This window comes from Bacteroides sp. 3_1_23 (genome assembly GCF_000162555.1).
GTDB classification, from domain to species: domain Bacteria; phylum Bacteroidota; class Bacteroidia; order Bacteroidales; family Bacteroidaceae; genus Bacteroides; species Bacteroides ovatus.
The window spans coordinates 174123-196411 of record NZ_GG774960.1 but is presented as its reverse complement, the minus strand read 5'-3'; the positions used below and the strand labels follow the sequence as shown (position 1 = coordinate 196411).

Here is a 22289-nt window from a genome sequence, read left to right as displayed (position 1 = left end):
TATAAATAGAAGAATAAACGATTATGGATTTTAAAATTGCTGTATTAGCAGGCGACGGCATCGGACCGGAGATCTCTGTGCAAGGTGTAGATGTGATGAGTGCCGTTTGCGAGAAGTTTGGTCACAAAGTAAGTTACGAATATGCAATCTGTGGAGCTGATGCGATTGATAAAGTAGGCGATCCGTTTCCGGAAGCAACTTATCAGGTTTGTAAAGAGGCGGATGCTGTTTTGTTTTCTGCCGTAGGTGATCCGAAATTTGACAATGATCCTACTGCCAAGGTACGTCCGGAACAAGGCTTGCTGGCGATGCGTAAGAAACTGGGACTTTTTGCCAATATCCGTCCGGTACAGACATTCAAATGCCTGATTCACAAATCTCCGTTGCGTGCGGAACTGGTAGAGAACGCCGATTTTATCTGTATCCGTGAGCTGACCGGAGGTATGTATTTCGGTGAAAAGTATCAGGATAATGATAAGGCGTATGATACGAACTATTATACTCGTCCGGAAATCGAACGTATTTTAAAGGTAGCTTTTGAATATGCAATGAAGCGCAGAAAACATCTGACTGTGGTAGATAAGGCAAATGTGTTGGCTTCTTCCCGTCTGTGGCGTCAGATTGCACAGGAAATGGCTCCGAACTATCCGGAAGTGACAACTGATTATATGTTTGTGGATAATGCTGCAATGAAGATGATTCAGGAACCTGCTTTCTTCGATGTGATGGTAACGGAAAATACATTTGGTGATATCCTGACTGACGAAGGTTCTGTAATCAGTGGTTCTATGGGCTTGCTTCCTTCTGCTTCTACAGGTGAAAGTACTCCGGTATTTGAACCGATTCACGGTTCATGGCCGCAGGCTAAGGGATTGAATATTGCTAATCCGTTGGCACAGATTCTTTCTGTAGCTATGTTGTTCGAGTATTTCGACCTTAAAGAAGAGGGTGCATTGATTCGTAAAGCCGTAGATGCTTCTTTGGATGAGAATGTACGTACGCCGGAAATCCAGGTGGCTGACGGTGCTAAGTACGGAACAAAAGAAGTAGGACAGTGGATTGTTGATTATATCAAGAAAGCTTGATAAACCCGGATAAAAAAGTAAAAGCCTGGCATCGGATAACGGTGTCAGGCTTTTACTTTTTAGTTCGAAATATGTTGTGTTCTACCAACTTTTAATAGTGGAGTATAGAACGATACCGAGTATAGTCAGTAATCCTACATAAATAGTGACTGACCATTGTTTTATTTCTTTTCTCTTCGTGCGGGTGGAAGGTTCCAGATAGATGGCTGCTTTGTGGGCGATAGTGCAGAACAACCAACCGCCGAATCCTCCGATAATACCTCCTACGAGTAAATCACCGGGATAATGTACACCCAGATATATACGTGTGTAGCAGTTGAGTATTGCCCAGGTCAGGATGAAAATGCTTAGCCAACGTTTACGGAACAGGAATATGACAAACATGGCAAGACCTAATGAATTGGCGGCATGGCACGATGGGAAACCGTAGCTTCCTCCGCGGTAACCATTTACGATATATACTAGATCTACAATCGGGTTCTCCGGATTGGCGGGACGCAGACGTGCTACTACCGGACGAATGATGCTGCTGCACATCTGGTCGGCAAAGGTGATAGTCAGTACAATGGCTGCCACGTAACACAGTACTACTTTCCAGTGGAAGTTTTTTAATAAAATATACAATATAGTGGCATACATGGGAACCCAGATGAATTTACCCGTGAAAGAACTCATGAAATAATCCCAGAAAGGGGAATGTATACCATTGAAAGACAAGAAGATATTTGTATCTATCTCCGAAAGATATTGGACAATTCCGGTGTGTATCATCAGGCTTTATTGATCTATTTTTAATGTCGCAAATATACAATAAAGAATAGAAAATTGTCCTATATTACTTTATAAATATTCAATATAACTCATTTCCTAGCGTTTCGCCAGGTCGTCGTAGAGCTTCTGCAGGAACGCTTTTCCTTTTTCCAGGTTGGCTCCTTTGGCAGTACCTTCGTCCAGTTGCACAGTATTGGCATCGAGGTTATATACCAATTGATTATCGGCGGTAATCATTCCGAAATAATTCGGCCGGGTAAAGTATGCGAAATGAGGTGACGCCGGATTCATGATATTTTTGCTGAAAGTAAATTCATCATGCGGCAATCCTAGTTGAGCGAGCAGGGTAGCGGCGATGTCTATTTGTGAAGCATAAGTATCTACAACCAAGGGTTGTTTTATTGCACCTCCAATTAAAATCAGTGGAATGGTTTGGCCGTCCAGCGGATTTTCTATTGGATACGGATATGCACCCTGATGATCGGGAACGAGTACAAACAGTGTATTTTTCCATAGCGGTGTCTCTTGATACTGTTTCACGAAATCTCCCACGCAACTATCGGCATAGGCAAAAGAATTGAGGATTTTGTCATCCAGTCTGTGGAACGGGACTTCGAATGGTTCGTGGCTGCTTGATGTCTGTACAAGTTTCAGAAACGGTTCTTTTTGTTTTTCTTCTTTCAGGTCTTTCATCAGGCGTTGGAATAAGACGTGATCCTGTGCTCCCCATTTTCCTGTACGTTCGGACAGAGGAAAATCTTTATCGGAAATAATCTTCTCGATGCCGGAAGATACCAGGTAAGAGCGCATATTGGTAAAATCGGCATCTCCACCATAGTAATATTCCAGATTATATCCTGCGTTTTTCAAGCTGCGGGGGATAGAAGGAAGTTTGTCCGTCTTTTCGGGATATTTCATGATGCTGGTGCTTGGCTGTCCGGGATATCCGCTGATAATGGATGCCAGTCCGCGGTCTGTACGGAAACTGCTACCGTAGAAGTTGCTGAATAGTATGCCTTCCTTTGCGAATTTATCCATGTTGACAGCCACATTAGGTTGTCCTCCGAAAGTTTCCATCAAGTGTGTGGAGAAACTCTCAAGGATAATAAAAATAATGTTCGGACGTTGTGTATTCAATAATTGGGGGATGCTGTCTGTTGCTGCGACAGGTTTGTCTACCATCTCTGCAAATAATTCGTCGGCTATTTTCGGGTCCATGAAGCGATATTGCTTATCGAAATTATTCTGGTGGGTGGCGGAATACATGAAGCTGAATGCCGGATTGATGGCTGCATGATTCATGCGTTGGTCCTGACTGAAATACACCTTGCTCAAATTCATGGTGGATACGCTGAATCCGCCCCGGATAGGGATGAAAAGTGCCGCTGTCAGCAAAAGGAGTGCAAGCGAGACATTCTGACGTCGATAAGGAATTTTCAGGGGCTTTTTCTCCCGGATAAGGACGCAATAGAAAATAAAGTATAAAATTGCTGCATAGATCAGCATAGATAAGATTCCCAATAGTACAAACCAAAAGCTGACGCTTGCCATAGCATCTTTGGGGGAAGAGAAGAAATAGAAAACGGGGGTGGCATCCAGACGGAATCCCCAAAAGCCGTATAATCCCAGGTCGATGATAAAAATGCAGGCCATGATAAAGGCGATTACCCCGAAGTATCCTTGCCGGATGCGGCGGAGTATGGATGAATTGGTCCAGGCGGAGGCGATGAGCAGTAAGCCGGGGATAGCGGTCAGGTAACCTGCGAGAGATAAATCCAGAGGCAATCCGTGCCACATGACGCGGAAGTAGTCACCTAAAGATACATTGGTATATAAGTCATGGTAGTAAACCATGAAGATTGGTTTCTGAAGAACGAATAAAAGAACAAATAAAAAATAGGTCGTGAGAAATTGTATGATTCTCTTTTTCATATCTGTAAACTTAAAAAGATTGAACGGATACAAAGTTACTATACTTTTCCTTATCTTTCTCATGAAGTGATATAAAACATACCTTTTTTTCCATATCTTTGTCGTGTCTGTGACAAAAATAAAGTAATAAGATGGCAAAGATTGCAAGGAAACTAACAGATTTAGTGGGGAATACCCCTTTGATGGAACTTTCCGGTTATAGCGGAAAGTACGGTCTGGAACAAAATATTATTGCCAAACTGGAGGCTTTTAATCCGGCGGGAAGTGTAAAAGACAGGGTGGCTCTTTCGATGATTGAAGATGCCGAAGTTCGGGGATTATTGAAACCCGGTGCGACGATTATTGAGCCGACAAGCGGAAATACAGGTGTCGGGTTGGCAATGGTAGCCACTATTAAAGGGTATCATTTGATATTGACCATGCCTGAAACAATGAGCCTGGAACGGCGGAATCTGTTGAAAGCGCTGGGTGCGCAGATTGTATTGACAGACGGGGTAGGAGGGATGGCAGCTTCTATTGCCAAGGCGCAGGAGTTGCGTGATAGTATTCCCGGTTCGGTGATCTTACAACAATTTGAGAATCCGGCTAATGCGGCTGTTCATGAGCGGACGACAGGTGAAGAGATCTGGCGGGATACAGACGGTGAAGTGGCTGTTTTTGTGGCCGGAGTGGGCACCGGAGGAACGGTTTGCGGTGTAGCCCGTGCTTTAAAGAAACATAATCCGGATATTTATATTGTGGCGGTAGAACCGGCGTCGTCTCCTGTATTGGCAGGAGGAGAGGCGGCTCCGCATCGTATTCAGGGTATCGGAGCAAATTTTATTCCCAAACTTTATGATGCTTCTGTGGTAGATGAGGTGATGGGTGTACCCGATGATGAAGCGATTCGTGCGGGACGTGAGTTAGCGTCGACGGAAGGTCTGCTGGCGGGAATTTCTTCGGGAGCAGCTGTGTATGCTGCCCGTCAACTGTCACTGCGTCCGGAATTTAAGAACAAAAAAATAGTAGCGTTGTTACCTGATACGGGAGAGCGTTATTTGTCGACCGAACTGTTTGCTTTTGACGCATATCCATTGGATTAATTCATTCATTATAAAAAAGACCTGAACCATGGTAAGAATAATTATAGCTTTGCTTTTTTGTTTTCCGGCTGTTGCCTTTGCACAAACTTATCAGCAATTGTCCGAGAGAGCCATTGAATGTATTGAGAAAGACAGTCTTCCCAAAGCAGAGGAACTTTTGCTTCAGGCTTTGAAGTTAGAACCGAAGAACGCTAAGAATGCATTACTCTTTTCTAACTTAGGTTTAGTCCAGCGCCGTTTGGGTGAGTTTGATAAAGCGTTGGAGTCTTATTCTTTTGCACTGAATTTTGCTCCTTTGGCAGTTCCTATTTTACTCGACCGTGCCGCCATTTATATGGAAATGGGAAAAACAGACCGTGCTTATACCGATTATTGCCAGGTGCTTGATGAGGATAAGCAGAACAAGGAAGCTTTGTTGATGCGTGCTTATATTTATGTGCTCCGCCGCGATTATCCGGCTGCGAGAATGGATTATAATCGTTTATTGGAACTTGATCCGCAGAGCTATAGCGGACGGCTGGGATTAGCTACTTTGGAGCAGAAAGAAGGAAAATTCCGGGAAGCTCTTGAAATTTTGAATAAGATGATTACGGCTACTCCTGACGATGCGACTCTTTATATTGCCCGTGCCGACGTGGAACGTGAGATGAAACACGAAGATTTGGCGTTGGTTGATTTGGAGGAAGCGATCCGGTTGGATGCTGCCTCGGCTGATGCTTATCTGCTGCGTGGGAATATCTACCTGACACAGAAGAAAAAAGGATTGGCAAAAGCCGACTTTGAAAAAGCCATTTCATTGGGAGTGCCTCCGGCTGATTTGCACGAACAGCTTAAGCAATGTAAGTGAAGTTATAAATAAAGTAACTTTATCTTTCCGGTTTACATAAGTTAGGGTCTTTTATTACAGGCATTAGTTCGTTCCACCTATGTTTCCCTTTCGTTCTACCTTTGTGGAACGAAAGGGAAACATAGGTGGAACGAAAAGATAACCCGGGTGGAACGAATAATCATTAGTCAGGTGACTCGTTAATGCATACTATTAAAGAATTTCTTTTATTCTACGAACTGTCTAATCAGATTTACGAAATCCTTTCCATATTTCTTTTTCTTGTGCTCTCCGATACCGCTGATTTCTCCAAACTCTTCGATAGTGGTGGGACGTGAGATGCAAAGCAGATGCAAAACTTTATCTGACAAGACGATATAGGCAGGCAAAGCTTCCTGATCGGCAAGCTGTTTTCTTAATCCTCGCAATGCTTCGAACAAATCTTGGCTTTCGCCGCCTGCTGCACCGAAGGGGAGTTCTTTGGCGATAACCACTTTTTTCTTTTTCCTTTTCGGGTAACTGCTTCCTCATGTTGGATAACTACCAATGCCGCTTGTGTCCTTCCGAAGAGAACATTGCTTCCGCTTGACGTTATCTTAAGATGATTGTTCTCATTATAAGCTATTTCAAAGTAGCCGAGTTGCAACATCTGAAGCAGATAGTCTTGCCAGTCACGAGGAGGAATATCGCGTCCGGCACCGAACGTTTTAAGTTCCTGATAACCTTTTCCGGTAACTTCAGCAGAATAGTTTCCACGGAGAATATCAATCAACAGTCCTATGCTGATTTGCTGTTCCGTACGTGCGATGGCACTTAATGCTTTTTGCACGATGACCGTACCGTCAAATCGTTGAGGTGGATTTTTACAAACATCGCAGTTGCCACAATCCTCTGTTGTTGTCTCTCCGAAGTAGCTTAATAAGATTCTACGCCGGCAAATGTCAGCCTCTGCATATTGCTGCATACGTTGAAGCTTTTCCAGATTGATGTTTTGCTGATTACTTTCCGAAGCGAATTTGGTTAGTAATATTAAATCTCCTAATGAATAAAACAGGACAGTGTCGCTAGGAAGACCGTCGCGTCCGGCACGTCCTATTTCCTGATAAAAACTTTCTATACTTTTAGGCAGGTTATAATGTATGACCCAGCGGACATTTGATTTATCAATCCCCATTCCAAAAGCAATGGTGGCACATACTACCTGTATGCGGTCGTTAATAAAATCATTCTGTGTTTCGTCCCGGTGTTGGGTGGATAATCCGGCATGATAGACACCGCAGCGAATACCCTGCTTTTGCAACATCTGTGCGACGGTTTCTGTCTTATTTCGGCTCATACAATAAATAATCCCGCTTTCTCCCCCGTGGCGGTGAATAAATTCTAAGATAGCCTTGTTCTTCTCTTTCGCTTGAAAACCACGTTTCACAGTCAGGCTAATGTTGGGGCGGTCGAAAGATGAGATAAAGATACGGGGATGGTTGAGATGTAATTGCCGTACAATGTCTTCGCGCGTGATTTTATCCGCAGTAGCAGTTAGTGCGACAATCGGTATTTGCGGAAATTGTTGGTGAAGCACTCCCATTTGTGTGTATTCCGGACGGAAGTCATGTCCCCATTGTGAAATACAATGCGCTTCATCAATAGCAAACAGAGAGATGTTCATATCCCGCAACAAATAATCTTTTTCTGCTAAAAGTTTTTCCGGTGAAATGTAAAGCAGCTTCAGGCGTCCTTCAACACATGCGCGACGCAGTTGGACGTTTTCCGTTTCGTCATTACTGCTGTTCAGTGCCCCGGCTGCGATGCCATTTGCCAGCAATGCTTCTACCTGATCTTTCATCAATGAGATAAGTGGGGAAACGACAACGGCAGTACCTTCGTAAAGCAATGCAGGGAGTTGGTAGCAGATTGATTTTCCCCCACCAGTAGGCATTAATACCAATGCATCCTGTTTGTTCAGGATGTGGCGGATGATTTCTTCTTGCAGAGGACGGAAACTATCGTATCCGAAATATGTCTTTAGAGTTTCTCTCATTGATGCTGATTTATCCATGCTGCAAAGGTACATTTTTCTTTGGCAATTTTCATTATGTGTAGATTTCAGTTTCTGATATGAATTATAAATAAGTTAAAGTTTCTTATTATTCAACCCTATTCCCTCTTTTTCAAGGTTTTTGATTGTTTATTTAGAAAAAAATGCACAAAATAATTGTGTGTTTAAAAAAAAGTAAGACATTTGTAACATGTTATGTTGCAAATGAGCAATAATTAACAAATGAACAAACCCTAACCAGTTAATTCAATGAGTGATTTAGAGAACAAAAAAACGGAAGAAACTCCGAAAAAACGTCCCTACAATTTGAGGGAAAAGAAAGAAAAAAAGGCTGCATACAGGTCTTTGATTAGACCGGAATTGGCAGACGAGTTGTATGACAAGATCCTGAATATCATCGTTGTACAGAAGAAGTACAAGGATCCTGATTATTCAGCTAAGGACTTGGCGAAAGAATTGAAAACGAATACTCGTTACCTTTCTGCAGTAGTAAACTCACGCTTTGGCATGAACTATTCTTGCCTGTTGAATGAATACAGAGTAAAAGATGCTTTGCATTTATTGACTGACAAACGTTATGCCGACAAAAATGTGGAAGAAATTAGTGCCATGGTTGGCTTTGCAAATCGTCAATCTTTTTACGCTGCATTTTACAAAAACGTAGGTGAGACTCCTAATGGATATCGCAAAAAACATCTCGAAAATAAGAAATAATTGCGCGTTCCGAAACTAGTCAAAAGGAATTACCTCTAAATGAAAGATTTTGGAGATAATTCCTTTTCTCATTTTAATTAATCAATACTAACATTATGAGAAAACATCTGATTTTAATGACAGTGGCCGCCACGCTCTTAACATCGTGCGGAGGAAGTAAAACAACAACTGCTGAAGCAGAAAAATTTGATTATACAGTGGAACAATTTGCTGATTTACAAATATTGCGTTATAAGGTTCCCGGATTTGAGGAACTGACGCTGAAACAGAAGGAACTGATTTATTACCTGACAGAGGCTGCTCTGGAAGGAAGGGATATTCTGTTTGACCAGAATGGAAAATATAATTTGAGAATCCGTAGGATGCTCGAAGCAGTATATACAAACTATCAGGGGGATAAAACGACGCCTGATTTTAAAAACATGGAGGTGTACTTGAAAAGGGTATGGTTCTCCAATGGTATTCATCATCACTATGGTACGGAGAAATTTGTGCCGAACTTCTCACAGGGATTCTTGAAACAGGCCGTGCTCGGTCTGGATGCCAAGTTGCTTCCGCTGGAGAAAGGGCAGACTGCCGATCAACTCTGTGCCGAGCTGTTCCCGGTGATTTTCGATCCGGCAGTTATGCCGAAGCGGGTAAACCAGGCGGATGGCGAAGATCTTGTGTTGACTTCTGCTTGTAACTATTATGACGGAGTGACGCAGAAAGAGGCAGAACGTTTTTATAGTGATATGAAAGACCCGAAAGACGAAACACCGGTTTCTTACGGACTGAACAGTCGCTTGGTAAAAGAAAACGGAAAGTTGACAGAGAAGGTTTGGAAAGTAGGCGGACTCTATACACAGGCTATTGAGAAGATTGTTTATTGGCTGAAGAAAGCGGAAGGTGTGGCAGAGAATGAGGCGCAAAAGGCCGTTATCACCAAGCTGATTCAATTCTATGAAACAGGCAATCTGAAAGATTTCGATGAATATGCTATTCTTTGGGTGAAAGACTTGGATTCACGAATAGATTTTGTGAATGGATTTACTGAAAGTTACGGCGACCCGCTGGGGATGAAAGCGAGTTGGGAATCTTTGGTGAACTTCAAAGATCTGGAATCGACACATCGTACGGAGATTATCAGCAGTAACGCGCAATGGTTTGAAGATCATTCTCCGGTTGATAAATCTTTCAAGAAAGAAAAGGTGAAAGGGGTATCGGCTAAAGTGATTACTGCTGCTATCCTTGCAGGTGATCTTTATCCGCCAACAGCTATCGGTATCAATCTGCCGAATGCTAACTGGATTCGTGCTCATCACGGCTCTAAGTCAGTAACAATCGGAAATATAACAGACGCTTATAATAAAGCCGCTCACGGAAACGGATTCAATGAAGAATTTGTTTATAGCGATGCTGAAATACAACTGATTGATGCCTATTCTGACTTAACGGACGAGCTACATACGGACTTGCACGAATGTTTGGGACACGGTTCCGGTAAGTTGCTTCCGGGCGTAGATCCGGATGCATTGAAGGCTTATGGCTCTACCATCGAAGAGGCACGTGCTGATTTATTCGGATTGTATTATGTAGCCGATCCGAAGCTGGTGGAACTGGGATTGCTCTCTTCTCCCGATGCTTATAAGGCTCAATACTATACTTATCTGATGAACGGGTTGATGACACAACTGGTACGTATCGAACCGGGAAATAGTGTTGAAGAAGCTCACATGCGCAATCGCCAGCTGATAGCCCGTTGGGTATTTGAAAAAGGAGCTGCCGATAAAGCGGTGGAACTGGTGAAGAAAGACGGAAAGACTTATGTGGTTATCAATGACTATCAGAAGGTACGTCAGCTTTTCGGCGAATTATTAGCTGAAATTCAGCGCATCAAGTCGACTGGCGATTTTGAAGGTGCTCGTACATTGGTAGAAAACTATGCGGTAAAAGTGGATCCGGCTCTGCATGCAGAAGTTCTGGAACGCTATAAGAAGCTGAATCTAGCTCCTTACAAAGGCTTTGTGAATCCGAAATACGAACTGGTGACAGATGAAAACGGAACTGTTACAGATGTCACAGTTTCCTATGATGAAGGTTATGTAGAACAAATGCTGCGTTACAGCACTGATTATTCTCCGCTGCCTTCAATAAACAACTGATTTGAAATGGATATAAAAGAACAATTAAAAGATATCAAGACACAGCTCCGTCTCTCTATGAACGGGGCTGTGTCCCAAAGTATGCGTGAGAAAGGGCTGGTTTATAAACTCAATTTCGGAGTGGAACTGCCTCGTATCAAGATGATTGCCGAAAATTATGAGAAGAATCATGACCTGGCACAGGCTCTGTGGAAAGAGGACATTCGCGAATGTAAAATTCTGGCGGGGATGCTTCAGCCGATTGAAACGTTTTATCCTGAGATAGCCGACATTTGGGTAGAAAATATCCGGAATATCGAAATAGCCGAGCTGACTTGCATGAATCTCTTCCAGCATTTGCCGTATGCTCCGGCCAAATCTTTTCACTGGATTGCAGATGAGCAAGAGTATATACAGACTTGCGGTTTTCTGACTGCTGCCCGTCTTCTGATGAAGAAAGGGGATATGACCGAACGCGCCTCCGGCGAATTACTCGATCAGGCAATCTGTGCTGTACATTCCGACAGTTATCATGTTCGTAACGCTGCTTTATTGGTTATCCGCAAATATATGCAGCATAGTGAAGAACATGCCTTTCAAGTATGCCGTCTGGTGGAGGGAATGGCTGATTCTACCTTGGAAGGGGAGCAGATGCTCTACAACATGGTGAAAGAAGAGACTGAAGAATAATTAACCTATTACTTATTTCTAGGAATTTCTTTTGCTTTCCGCAAAAAAGGCTTAACTTTGTTCGCGCTAATTTTGGCTGATGATGGAAACTCAAAACGTGAAAGATACAGTAAGGCAGATATTCACGGAATATCTCACGGCGAACGGGCATCGTAAGACTCCTGAACGCTACGCCATACTCGATACTATTTATTCTATCGACGGTCATTTCGATATTGACATGCTTTATTCACGGATGATGGACCAGGAGAATTTCCGGGTGAGCCGTGCAACTCTCTACAACACCATTATCCTCCTTATCAATGCACGACTGGTCATTAAGCATCAGTTTGGCACTTCTTCCCAATACGAAAAATCATATAATCGCGAGACACATCATCATCAGATATGTACTCAATGTGGTAGAGTGACCGAGTTTCAGAACGAGGAATTACAGCATGCCATTGAAAATACGAAATTGAGCCGCTTCCAGCTTTCGCATTACTCCTTATATATATATGGAGTATGTAGTAAGTGCGACAGAGCTAACAAACGGAAAAAAATAAATAACAACAATAAAAAAGAAAAATGAAAGTAGATGTTCTATTAGGATTACAATGGGGCGACGAAGGTAAAGGAAAAGTAGTCGACGTTTTAACACCTAAGTATGATGTGGTTGCTCGTTTTCAGGGCGGCCCGAATGCCGGTCACACGCTTGAGTTCGAAGGACAGAAATATGTGCTCCGCTCTATTCCTTCCGGTATTTTTCAAGGAAACAAGGTAAACATCATCGGTAACGGTGTGGTACTTGATCCGGCATTGTTTAAGGCAGAGGCAGAAGCGCTTGAAGCATCAGGTCATCCGCTGAAAGAACGTTTGCACATTTCAAAGAAAGCTCATCTGATTCTTCCGACACACCGCATTCTGGATGCTGCCTATGAAGCAGCCAAAGGAGACGCCAAAGTAGGAACTACCGGCAAGGGTATCGGCCCTACTTATACGGATAAAGTGAGCCGTAACGGTGTTCGTGTAGGTGATATTCTTCATAATTTCGACCAGAAGTATGCTGCCGCAAAAGCTCGTCACGAACAAATTCTGAAGAGCCTGAATTATGAATATGATCTTACTGAACTGGAAAAAGCATGGTTGGAAGGTATCGAATACCTGAAACAATTCCATTTTGTAGATAGCGAACATGAAGTGAATAATCTGTTGAAAGATGGTAAGAGCGTTCTTTGTGAAGGAGCGCAGGGTACTATGCTTGATATTGATTTCGGTTCATATCCGTTCGTGACTTCTTCCAATACCGTATGTGCGGGAGCCTGCACCGGACTGGGAGTGGCGCCTAACCGTATCGGTGAAGTATATGGTATCTTCAAAGCATACTGTACTCGTGTAGGAGCAGGCCCGTTCCCATCAGAACTGTTTGATGAAACAGGTGACAAGATGTGTACTTTGGGACATGAATTCGGTTCTGTTACCGGACGTAAACGTCGTTGTGGATGGATCGACCTGGTAGCGCTGAAGTATTCCGTTATGATAAACGGGGTTACCAAATTGATTATGATGAAGAGCGATGTACTCGATACTTTCGAAACAATCAAAGCTTGTGTTGCCTACAAAGTGAATGGTGAAGAAATCGATTATTTCCCGTATGACATCACAGAAGGGGTAGAACCTGTTTATGCAGAGCTTCCGGGCTGGCAGACAGATATGACCAAGATGCAGAGCGAAGATGAATTCCCGGAAGAGTTCAACGCTTATTTGACTTTCCTGGAAGAACAACTTGGCGTAGAAATCAAGATTGTTTCTGTAGGACCGGACAGAGCACAGACGATCGAACGTTATACAGAAGAATAACCATTGATTTATTATATGGAGGAAAGGCGGAGATTGAAGAAAAACTCCGCCTTTTTTATTCAAGCCTTTGTAGTCTATTCTAAACACACAGAAAAATAATGTACGCCTTATGAAAACACGTTTTATTACTTTCCTTTTGTTGTTCGTCATGAACTTGGGAGCATTTGCACAGTCTCCTTATCAGCCTGCCGAAGAGAATCTGAAAGCACGGCAGGAATTTCAGGACAATAAGTTTGGTATTTTTCTTCATTGGGGGCTATATGCCATGCTCGCTACCGGTGAGTGGACTATGACAAACAATAATCTGAATTATAAAGAGTATGCCAAACTGGCAGGTGGATTTTATCCTTCCAAGTTTAATGCCGATAAATGGGTGGAGGCTATTAAAGCTTCGGGAGCCAAATATATCTGTTTTACTAGCCGTCATCACGAAGGTTTTTCTATGTTCGATACTAAGTATTCGGATTATAACGTAGTCAAAGCCACTCCTTTTAAAAGAGATATTGTGAAAGAACTGGCAGCTGCCTGTGCCAAGCAGGGAATCAAGCTTCATTTTTATTATTCTCATCTTGACTGGGCGCGTGAGGACTATCCCTGGGGACGTACAGGACAGGGGACGGGACGTTCGAACTCGAAAGGGGATTGGAAAAGCTATTATCAATTCATGAATAACCAGTTGACGGAGTTACTGACGAATTATGGTCCGGTAGGTGCCATCTGGTTTGACGGATGGTGGGATCAACCTAAATCTTTTAACTGGGAATTACCGGAGCAGTATGCTTTGATTCATAAACTCCAACCGGGCTGCCTGGTGGGTAACAATCATCATCAGACGCCTTTTGATGGAGAAGATATTCAGATTTTCGAACGCGATCTGCCGGGTGAGAATGCTTCGGGACTTTCTGGACAGGAGGTGAGTCGCTTGCCGTTGGAAACTTGCGAAACAATGAATGGTATGTGGGGATATAAGATTACCGACCAGAATTATAAATCTACAAAGACATTGATTCACTATCTGGTGAAGGCAGCCGGTAAGAATGCCAATCTTTTGATGAATATCGGCCCTCAACCTGATGGGGAACTTCCTGCGGTAGCTGTGCAACGCTTGGCAGAGATGGGAGAGTGGATGAAACAATATGGCGAAACGATCTATGGAACACGAAGCGGCATAGTTGCTCCGCATGATTGGGGAGTGACCACACAAAAAGGAAATAAACTCTATGTACATATCCTCGACCTGAAAGATGCAGCTTTGTTCCTGCCATTGACAGGCAAGAAGGTTAAGAAAGCAGTCTTGTTTAAAGATCAGTCTCCGGTTCGTTTCACAAAGACGAAAGCTGGTGTTTTGCTCGAATTCGCCGAGGTTCCGAAAGATATTGACTATGTAGTAGAACTGACAATTGACTAATTTTTAGCTAATTCTTCATAAAAGCAAGGGGAAACTATTCTGACATTGAACGTTTCCCCTTATTTTTTGGCAAACAATTTGTTTATAGATATATAGAGTAATAATTAAAATTGAAAAGTATATGATGTCTTATTGGGTATTATTTATAGGAATCGCTGTTGTCAGTTGGTTGGTACAGATGAATTTGCAAAACAAATTCAAGAAGTACTCTAAGATTCCTACAGGAAACGGAATGACAGGACGCGATGTTGCTTTGAAGATGTTGCATGACAATGGAATTTATGATGTGCAGGTTACACATACGCCAGGACGGTTGACCGACCACTACAATCCTACTAACAAAACTGTGAATTTGAGTGAAGGGGTGTATGAAAGTAACAGCATTATGGCGGCTGCCGTAGCGGCCCATGAATGTGGACACGCTGTGCAGCATGCACGTATGTATGCTCCGTTGAAGATGCGTAGTGCGCTGGTTCCGGTTGTGAACTTTGCTTCTTCCATTATGACGTGGGTATTGTTGGGTGGTATCTTGCTGATAAACTCTTTCCCGCAGTTATTGCTGGCAGGTATTATCCTGTTTGCTATGACTACATTGTTCAGCTTTATCACGCTGCCGGTGGAAATCAATGCAAGTAAACGTGCATTGGTATGGTTGAGTTCATCCGGCATTACTAATTCGTACAATCATGCACAGGCAGAAGACGCTCTTCGTTCAGCTGCTTATACGTATGTAGTTGCTGCATTAGGTTCATTAGCAACATTGGTTTACTACATCATGATCTTCATGGGTAGAAGAGACTAGGAAATGAAAAAGGGAAAAGGCAGTTTTGCCAGCTTCCTTCTATAGAATAAAAAGGGATCCTCCGCAGTCTTTCCAAAGACTATGGAGGATTTTTTATATAGTTTGGAGGACTTGTTTGAGTGTTTCTTTACGATATTAATAGGGGATGGACACAATACGGGTGATTTTTTCAAATATATGTAAGCATTGCTCGGAAATTTGCAGTAAATTTGCGCCATTAAAATTATAAACAGTAATATTATGGCAGCAAAACCAAGTATTCCTAAAGGAACTCGTGACTTTTCGCCGGTAGAAATGGCGAAGCGTAATTATATATTCAATACGATTCGTGACGTATATCATTTGTATGGTTTCCAACAGATAGAGACTCCGTCTATGGAGATGCTTTCTACACTGATGGGAAAGTACGGCGATGAAGGGGATAAACTACTCTTTAAGATTCAAAATTCAGGAGATTACTTTTCCGGGATTACTGACGAAGAATTGTTAAGCCGTAATGCTGTCAAACTGGCAAGCAAATTTTGTGAGAAAGGTTTGCGTTATGACTTGACAGTACCTTTTGCTCGCTACGTCGTGATGCATCGTGATGAGATCACTTTCCCGTTCAAGCGCTATCAGATTCAACCGGTATGGCGTGCTGACCGTCCGCAAAAAGGACGTTATCGCGAATTTTATCAATGTGATGCTGACGTTGTAGGAAGCGATTCATTACTGAACGAAGTGGAATTGATGCAGATTGTCGATACTGTTTTCAGTCGTTTTAATATTCGTGTATGTATTAAGATAAACAACCGTAAGATTCTTTCCGGTATCGCTGAAATTATAGGTGAATCGGATAAAATCGTCGATATTACTGTAGCGATTGATAAACTGGATAAAATAGGTTTGGATAATGTAAATGCCGAACTGAAAGAGAAGGGAATCAGTGATGAGGCTATTGCCAAGTTGCAGCCGATTATTCTCCTTAGCGGTACGAATGCGGAAAAGTTGGCAACATTGAAAAATGTATTATCGGCCAGTGAAGTAGGATTGAAAGGAGTGGAAGAAAGCGAATTTATCCTGAATACATTGGAAACAATGGGCTTGAAGAATGAAATCGAGCTTGACCTGACATTGGCTCGCGGACTGAATTACTATACAGGTGCTATCTTTGAAGTGAAAGCGTTGGATGTGCAGATTGGTAGTATCACAGGTGGTGGTCGCTATGATAATCTGACCGGAGTATTTGGTATGGCAGGAGTGTCGGGAGTGGGTATCTCTTTTGGTGCAGACCGTATCTTCGACGTATTGAACCAACTTGAACTTTATCCGAAAGAAGCTGTGAATGGAACAGAACTTCTATTCATCAACTTCGGCGAAAAGGAAGCTGCATTCTCTATGGGAATTCTGTCGAAAGTGCGTGCTGCCGGTATCCGTGCCGAGATTTTCCCGGATGCAGCCAAGATGAAGAAACAGATGAGCTATGCCAATACAAAGAATATTCCGTTTGTAGCTATTGTCGGTGAGAATGAAATGAACGAAGGCAAAGCAATGCTGAAGAATATGGAGACAGGAGAACAGAATCTTGTTTCAGCAGAGGAGCTGATTGCTACTGTGAAGAAATAAGCAGCGATGAATTGAAATTATAAAATTATTAACTGCATCCCAAAAGTTGAGCAGTTAATAATTTACTGTATATTGCGAGAGTTCGGTATTGCACCGGACTCTTTCTTTTTGACCGGGATTTAATACTTTATTTGATCTAGTATTCCATTGAGGAAAGCAATCGCTACTCCATAATTCGTCATAGGAATGTGTTGCTCCCGAGCACGTTCGATGCGGCTAAGTACGTATTTACGATTGAACATACATGCTCCGCAATGGATTACCAAAGAGTAAGGAGTCAGATCCTGTGGAAAGTCAGTTCCGGCTACCATATCAATTTGCAGATTCTCTCCAATTCGTTTCCGTAACAAACGGGGGAGTTTCACTCTTCCTATATCTTCGGAAAGAGGAGCGTGCGTACAAGCCTCCGCTATCAGTACACGCGACGATTCCGTCAGTCTTTCAATGGTAGCTGCACTTTCTACATAATAATGAATATCACCCTTGTATCCTGCGAAAAGCACAGAGAAAGAGGTTAGTTCACTTTCCTTTGGCTTCTGTTCATAAATCGTTTTGAAGACCTGCGAATCGGTGATGATTAATTTCGGAGGGCGGGCAAGAGCTTGCAAGGTTGCCGGAAACTTGTCAGTGGTGCAAGTCACTACGAGACATTTTTTGTCCAACAATTCACGGATAGTCTGCACTTGTGGTAAAATCAGTCTGCCTTTTGGAGCTTGAATATCCTGCGGCATAACCAGAAGTACAAGGTCGTTTTCTGTCACAAGTTCCCCGGTGATACTCTGTTGACCGAAGTCCGAGGGTAGCTTTTCGAGAATGGCTTGCCGGATCTGTTCAATTCCTGTCTTTTCTTTGGCGCTGATAAGTAACGGGCGTATTTTACATTCTTCCTCAATATACGTGGCTAAGCTATCACTGTTCTCTCGTATATCTATTTTATTCAGTACCGGAATGACAGGGATATTCTTCTCTTTCAATAGTGCCAGCATCTCTTTTTCATGAGAAAAGGTAGTATCTCCACATAGCAGCAATGCAATATCTGTTTTCTCAATAGCCTTTAAAGTCCGGCTGATACGCAGCTCTCCAAGTTCTCCCTCATCATCGAACCCCGGAGTATCTATAAACAAACACGGACCAATACCTTGAATTTCCATAGCTTTGGATACAAGGTCGGTAGTCGTTCCCGGAGTATCTGAAACGAGGGCGGTATCCTGTCCTGTCAATGCATTGATAAGAGAAGATTTACCACTGTTTCGTCTACCGAAAAGGGCGATATGAAGTCTGTTGGCATTTGGAGTATCTGTCAGGCTCATAATTACTAATTTTTCAATTTGTTAATTCATGCGCAGCTAATTAGCACATTGATATATTGGCACATTGGCGTATGATTTAAAATCTAAAATCTCTTTGCCCTGCGGCTATGGCTTTGAGGTTCCGGATAGCTATTTCCCTGATTTTAGGGTTAGGGATTCGGTCTGTTTCTTTTAGAATCAATTCTAATCCTTTCTGGCGGGTATCTTCGGAAGCATAATCTTCCAGATACTCTTTCAGAGTCATCAGGGCATTCGGTCCGCAACAGTTGGCTATCTGACCGGATTTCACTAATGACATGAAACGGTCGCCTGTCCGTCCTTCCCGGTAACAAGCAGTACAGAAGCTGGGGATATATCCGAGTTCGAGCAACCAGTTGACCACTTCGTCTAATGTCCGGGTATCGCTTACGTCAAATTGCGCGGAATTATGATCGGGTAATTCCGTTTCAGCATATCCGCCTACACTGGTACGTGAGCCGCCGCTGATTTGTGAGATACCCAATTCGAGTACCTTCTTGCGTGATTCTTGTGATTCACGTGTGGAAATAATCATTCCAGTATAAGGAACGGCAATTCGGATAACAGCTACAATCTTACTGAATATCTCATCGGAAATTGAATTCGGAAAATCTCCGGCATTAATGTCATCCGCCGAACAGATACGCGGCACACTGATTGTATGGGGACCTACACCGAATTTGGCTTCCAGATGTTCGGCATGCATTAACAATCCGATAAAATCATACCGATAAGTATTCAAACCGAAAAGCACACCAATACCTACATCATCGATTCCCCCTTCCATGGCACGGTCCATTGCTTCGGTGTGATAGGCATAATTGCTTTTCGGACCGGTGGGATGAAGTGCTTCGTAGTTGTTCTTGTGATAAGTCTCCTGGAATAAGATATACGTACCGATACCCGCTTCTTTTAATTGGCGATAATTTTCTACTGTAGTAGCTGCGATATTTACGTTTACCCGGCGGATTGCTCCATTTTTATGTTTGATACTGTAAATCGTCTGAATAGATTCAAGAATGTATTCTATCGGATTTAGTGACGGATGCTCACCCGCTTCAAGAGCGAGCCGCTTATGTCCCATGTCCTGCAAAGCAATCACTTCCCTGCGAATTTCCTCCTGCGTCAGTTTCTTGCGTGCAATCGTTTTATTTTTAGCATGATACGGACAATATAGGCAACCATTTACACAATAGTTCGACAAATAAAGTGGTGCGAACATGACGATACGGTTGCCATAAAACTTCTGTTTGATTTCTTTGGCGAGATGAAAGATACGTTCTATCAGGTCAGGTTGGTTACATTCTAGCAGAATAGCCGCTTCCCGGTGCGTTAGTCCCTTGCACAGAGCAGCCTTTTCAATCAGTTGTTCAATCAGGACACGGTTATCCTTATTGTTCTGCGCATATTCCAGCGTATCCAGAATCTCTTCATGATGGATAAACTCTTCTGCTTTTGATGAATCTTTTTGGTATATCATATATTCTCTGTAGTGTACTTAAAGTCGCCTCTTTCGGTAGAAATCTCGTATCCGATGGTCTTCAATTGCTTTTGTAAGGCAGCCAGCCCTTCGGCAGATTCCGCTCCGAGTGAAGCTTTGTCATTATATAATTCATATTTTCTCCGTTCCTCTCGAGGAGACAAGTTAGGCATAACCACATTCGCACCTGCTAAAATACCCCGTTCCCTGCCATCAGGAATGAGAGTGGCAAGGGCTGTTGTTGCCGGAATCAATGCGGACGGATGCATCAGGCGGAAAATGGATAATAGAAGAATCGTCTGTTCCGCCGTTCCGCTGGGATATTCGGCAAAAGGTGTATCATGATGGGGCAGGAAAGGCCCGATGCCAATCATTTCCGGGCGTAGCTTTTCTATAAACAATAGATCCTCAATGATATGCTCTACTGTTTGTCCCGGACTGCCGACCATAATTCCGGTTCCTGTCTGATAACCGATCTCTTTCAAATCCGCTAAACATTGCAGGCGTCGTTTGCCGGACATTTCCGCTGGATGCAGTTGCCGGTAATGCAACTCATTATAAGTTTCGTGACGTAACAGATAACGGTTGGCTCCGGCACGGAAGAAACGTTCGTATGCCTCACGTGATTTTTCACCGAGTGACAGCGTAATAGCACAATCCGGATACTCCTGTCTGATACGGGCAACAGTCATTTCTATCTGATCGTTTGTTAGTGCAGGATCTTCTCCTCCTTGTAATACAAAGGTGCGGAATCCCAGTTCATAGCCCTGTTTGCAACAGTTCAGTATACTCTCCCGGCTTAACCGGTAACGTTCGATATTCGGATTCCCTTTTCGGATACCACAGTAATAACAGTTGTTCCGGCAGCAGTTACTGATTTCAATCAGTCCGCGGATATAAATCTTATTTCCGAAGTGGAGGAGTGCGACTTCCTGCGCCTGTTTATTGATGTAACGCAGAATTTCTGCGTCACATCCGGTCAACAGTTGCCGGAACTCTTCCGGTGTCAGTGTTCTTTCCTGTCGTAGTTTATCGATCCATTGTTTCATAGCTCTCTTTCCGTTTGAGCAGCTCTTGTGCCAGTTGGCGACGTCCCGAAACAATGTCGTTATGCGTACTCGGTCCGGTGATACATCCTCCTTCGCATGCCATCACTTCAATAAACTGTCCGGCAGCCTTTCCTGTTTTGGCGCAGGCACGCAGCAGAGCGATATTCTTTTTATTGATGTCCGACACTTGTATCGCATTGATTTTCTCCGCTTCTTCTTTCAGATAAGTTTTGACAGCTCCCATCACACCACCTGCCTGTGCAAATCCGTGTGCTTCGCGAACGGAAGTATGTAATACGGAAAACTCCTGCATTTGTTCCAGCTGAATACCCAGCCCGTCAAGAATCGAACCGATTTCTTCGAACGTCAGAATATAATCCACGGCTTCATCGCGGCGTACTTCTTTTCGTTTTGCCACACAAGGACCGACAAATACAACCTTAGCATCCGGATGCTTCTCTTTGGCAATCCGTGCAGTGTAGTACATCGGTGATCCGGTGGTAGAAACATAAGGTTTCATATCCGGAATATGTTTCTCTACCAGTTCGATATAAGAAGGACAACAGGAAGTAGTCATAAACTTCTGTCCCTCTTCCAGTTTCTCCAACAATTCGTGGGCTTCATTGCTAGTGGTTGACATGGCGCCTTCGGCCACTTCGATCACATCGGTAAATCCTATTTCCTTGAAAGCACCGTACACTTGTCCGATAGAAGTCTTAAACTGTCCCAAAATAGACGGGGCGATGATGGCGACCATCTTTTCCCCTTTACGGATGCGTTGCAATACATCGAATGTTTGCGAGATTTCGAAGATAGCCCCGAACGGACAAGCATTCATGCATTTTCCACAGTAGATACACTTGCTTTCATCAATGTGCTCTATGCCGTGTTCATCTTTGCTGATAGCTTTTACCGGACAAGACTCTTCACAAGGTACGGGAATATATACAATAGCGTGATAAGGACAACTCTTGTGACAAATACCGCAACTGACACATGTGTCATGGTCAATCATTGCCTGACCGTTTTTCTTGAAACGTATCGCATCTTTAGGGCAGTTCATGTAACAACTACGTGCCACGCATCCGCGACAAAGGTTGGTTATTTCATAATTGATCTGTACACAGGAAGAACAGGCCTCGTCGATGACGCACATGATATTTTCCTTGTCTGGTTCGGGACGACTCAATGCCAATCGTGCATATTCGGAAAGTGGGGTAACTTCGTCGTGTTCGTCTGTCATATCCAGTCCCATCAGGGGAAAAGTCTTGTATCTCCACACTGCGCGTTCTTTATGTACGCAACACCGTCCTAGGGGTTTCGATTTTCGTGGACTCAACTCAATCGGAAGCCGGTCTATCTTTTCCACTAATTCGTCGTTTTTCCAGAGTCTAACAAGGTCTGCCAGCAGTTTATGCCGGACAATCATAATATTATTCGTAAATGCCATATTGTAATAAAGAGGTTGTTAGTTAGTTGGTGCAAAGATACGAACAGAATTT

At 43.2% G+C, this 22289-nt stretch carries 17 protein-coding genes and 1 pseudogene; 11 read left to right on the top strand and 7 right to left on the bottom strand.

Features of this window, described 5'->3' with window-relative positions; genetic code table 11:
- Window positions 1-23 precede the first annotated feature (23 nt).
- Window positions 24-1085, top strand: coding sequence for a 3-isopropylmalate dehydrogenase (leuB, locus tag HMPREF9010_RS00185; protein ID WP_008651986.1), 1062 nt, complete (start codon window positions 24-26; stop codon window positions 1083-1085).
- A gap of 81 nt (window positions 1086-1166) precedes the next feature.
- Here leuB and HMPREF9010_RS00190 read toward each other — a convergent pair whose 3' ends face one another.
- Window positions 1167-1856: a phosphatase PAP2 family protein gene (locus tag HMPREF9010_RS00190; protein ID WP_008651984.1), complete on the bottom strand. Its 690-nt coding sequence runs from the start codon at window positions 1854-1856 to the stop codon at window positions 1167-1169.
- 96 nt (window positions 1857-1952) lie between these two features.
- Complete coding sequence (locus HMPREF9010_RS00195) at window positions 1953-3788, bottom strand: LTA synthase family protein (protein ID WP_004307190.1); 1836 nt, start codon at window positions 3786-3788, stop codon at window positions 1953-1955.
- 131 nt (window positions 3789-3919) lie between these two features.
- On the opposite strand from HMPREF9010_RS00195, the gene cysK reads away from it, so the two are divergent.
- Window positions 3920-4870 (top strand): cysteine synthase A, encoded by a 951-nt coding sequence (gene cysK, locus HMPREF9010_RS00200; protein WP_008651981.1) that lies wholly within the window; start codon window positions 3920-3922, stop codon window positions 4868-4870.
- Between the two features lie 28 nt (window positions 4871-4898).
- A complete protein-coding gene (locus tag HMPREF9010_RS00205) occupies window positions 4899-5717 on the top strand; it encodes a tetratricopeptide repeat protein (RefSeq protein ID WP_004307188.1) in 819 nt (272 codons plus the stop codon).
- A gap of 206 nt (window positions 5718-5923) precedes the next feature.
- On the opposite strand, the pseudogene recQ reads toward HMPREF9010_RS00205, so the two are convergent.
- Window positions 5924-7731 (bottom strand): annotated as a pseudogene (recQ, locus tag HMPREF9010_RS00210) (DNA helicase RecQ).
- A 267-nt stretch (window positions 7732-7998) separates the two neighbouring features.
- Between recQ and HMPREF9010_RS00215 the strand changes: the two are divergent.
- The 8 genes from HMPREF9010_RS00215 (at window position 7999) to hisS (ending at window position 16930) form a co-directional block, all read left to right on the top strand.
- A complete protein-coding gene (locus tag HMPREF9010_RS00215) occupies window positions 7999-8463 on the top strand; it encodes a helix-turn-helix domain-containing protein (protein WP_004301101.1) in 465 nt (154 codons plus the stop codon).
- Between the two features lie 95 nt (window positions 8464-8558).
- Window positions 8559-10607: a dipeptidyl-peptidase 3 family protein gene (locus tag HMPREF9010_RS00220; RefSeq protein ID WP_008651980.1), complete on the top strand. Its 2049-nt coding sequence runs from the start codon at window positions 8559-8561 to the stop codon at window positions 10605-10607.
- A gap of 6 nt (window positions 10608-10613) precedes the next feature.
- Window positions 10614-11276: a DNA alkylation repair protein gene (locus tag HMPREF9010_RS00225; RefSeq protein ID WP_004301097.1), complete on the top strand. Its 663-nt coding sequence runs from the start codon at window positions 10614-10616 to the stop codon at window positions 11274-11276.
- Between the two features lie 82 nt (window positions 11277-11358).
- Window positions 11359-11847: a Fur family transcriptional regulator gene (locus HMPREF9010_RS00230; RefSeq protein WP_008651978.1), complete on the top strand. Its 489-nt coding sequence runs from the start codon at window positions 11359-11361 to the stop codon at window positions 11845-11847.
- The gene (locus HMPREF9010_RS00235; RefSeq protein ID WP_004301093.1) at window positions 11844-13115 is read left to right on the top strand and encodes an adenylosuccinate synthase; all 1272 of its coding nucleotides are present in this window, start codon (window positions 11844-11846) and stop codon (window positions 13113-13115) included. The genes HMPREF9010_RS00230 and HMPREF9010_RS00235 overlap by 4 nt, the downstream gene beginning before the upstream one ends.
- A 109-nt stretch (window positions 13116-13224) precedes the next feature.
- Window positions 13225-14523 carry an alpha-L-fucosidase gene (locus HMPREF9010_RS00240; protein WP_004311780.1) on the top strand — a complete coding sequence of 433 codons (1299 nt, stop codon included), beginning with the start codon at window positions 13225-13227 and terminating at the stop codon, window positions 14521-14523.
- Window positions 14524-14644: 121 nt separating this feature from the next.
- Entirely contained in the window at window positions 14645-15325 is a 681-nt protein-coding gene (locus tag HMPREF9010_RS00245; RefSeq protein ID WP_004301089.1) for a zinc metallopeptidase, read from the top strand.
- A gap of 240 nt (window positions 15326-15565) precedes the next feature.
- Window positions 15566-16930, top strand: coding sequence for a histidine--tRNA ligase (hisS, locus tag HMPREF9010_RS00250; protein WP_008651976.1), 1365 nt, complete (start codon window positions 15566-15568; stop codon window positions 16928-16930).
- 119 nt (window positions 16931-17049) lie between these two features.
- Here the strand turns inward: hisS and hydF are convergent, their stop codons facing one another.
- The 4 genes from hydF to HMPREF9010_RS00270 form a co-directional block, all read right to left on the bottom strand.
- Window positions 17050-18240 carry a [FeFe] hydrogenase H-cluster maturation GTPase HydF gene (gene hydF / locus HMPREF9010_RS00255; RefSeq protein ID WP_008651974.1) on the bottom strand — a complete coding sequence of 397 codons (1191 nt, stop codon included), beginning with the start codon at window positions 18238-18240 and terminating at the stop codon, window positions 17050-17052.
- A 76-nt stretch (window positions 18241-18316) separates the two neighbouring features.
- Entirely contained in the window at window positions 18317-19738 is a 1422-nt protein-coding gene (hydG, locus tag HMPREF9010_RS00260) for a [FeFe] hydrogenase H-cluster radical SAM maturase HydG (RefSeq protein ID WP_004307179.1), read from the bottom strand.
- Window positions 19735-20787, bottom strand: coding sequence for a [FeFe] hydrogenase H-cluster radical SAM maturase HydE (gene hydE / locus HMPREF9010_RS00265; RefSeq protein ID WP_004311776.1), 1053 nt, complete (start codon window positions 20785-20787; stop codon window positions 19735-19737). The genes hydG and hydE overlap by 4 nt, the downstream gene beginning before the upstream one ends.
- On the bottom strand, window positions 20768-22237 hold the full coding sequence (locus HMPREF9010_RS00270; RefSeq protein WP_004327104.1) for a 4Fe-4S dicluster domain-containing protein: 1470 nt from the start codon (window positions 22235-22237) through the stop codon (window positions 20768-20770). Before HMPREF9010_RS00270 ends, hydE begins: the two co-directional genes overlap by 20 nt.
- Between the last annotated feature and the right edge of the window lie 52 nt (window positions 22238-22289).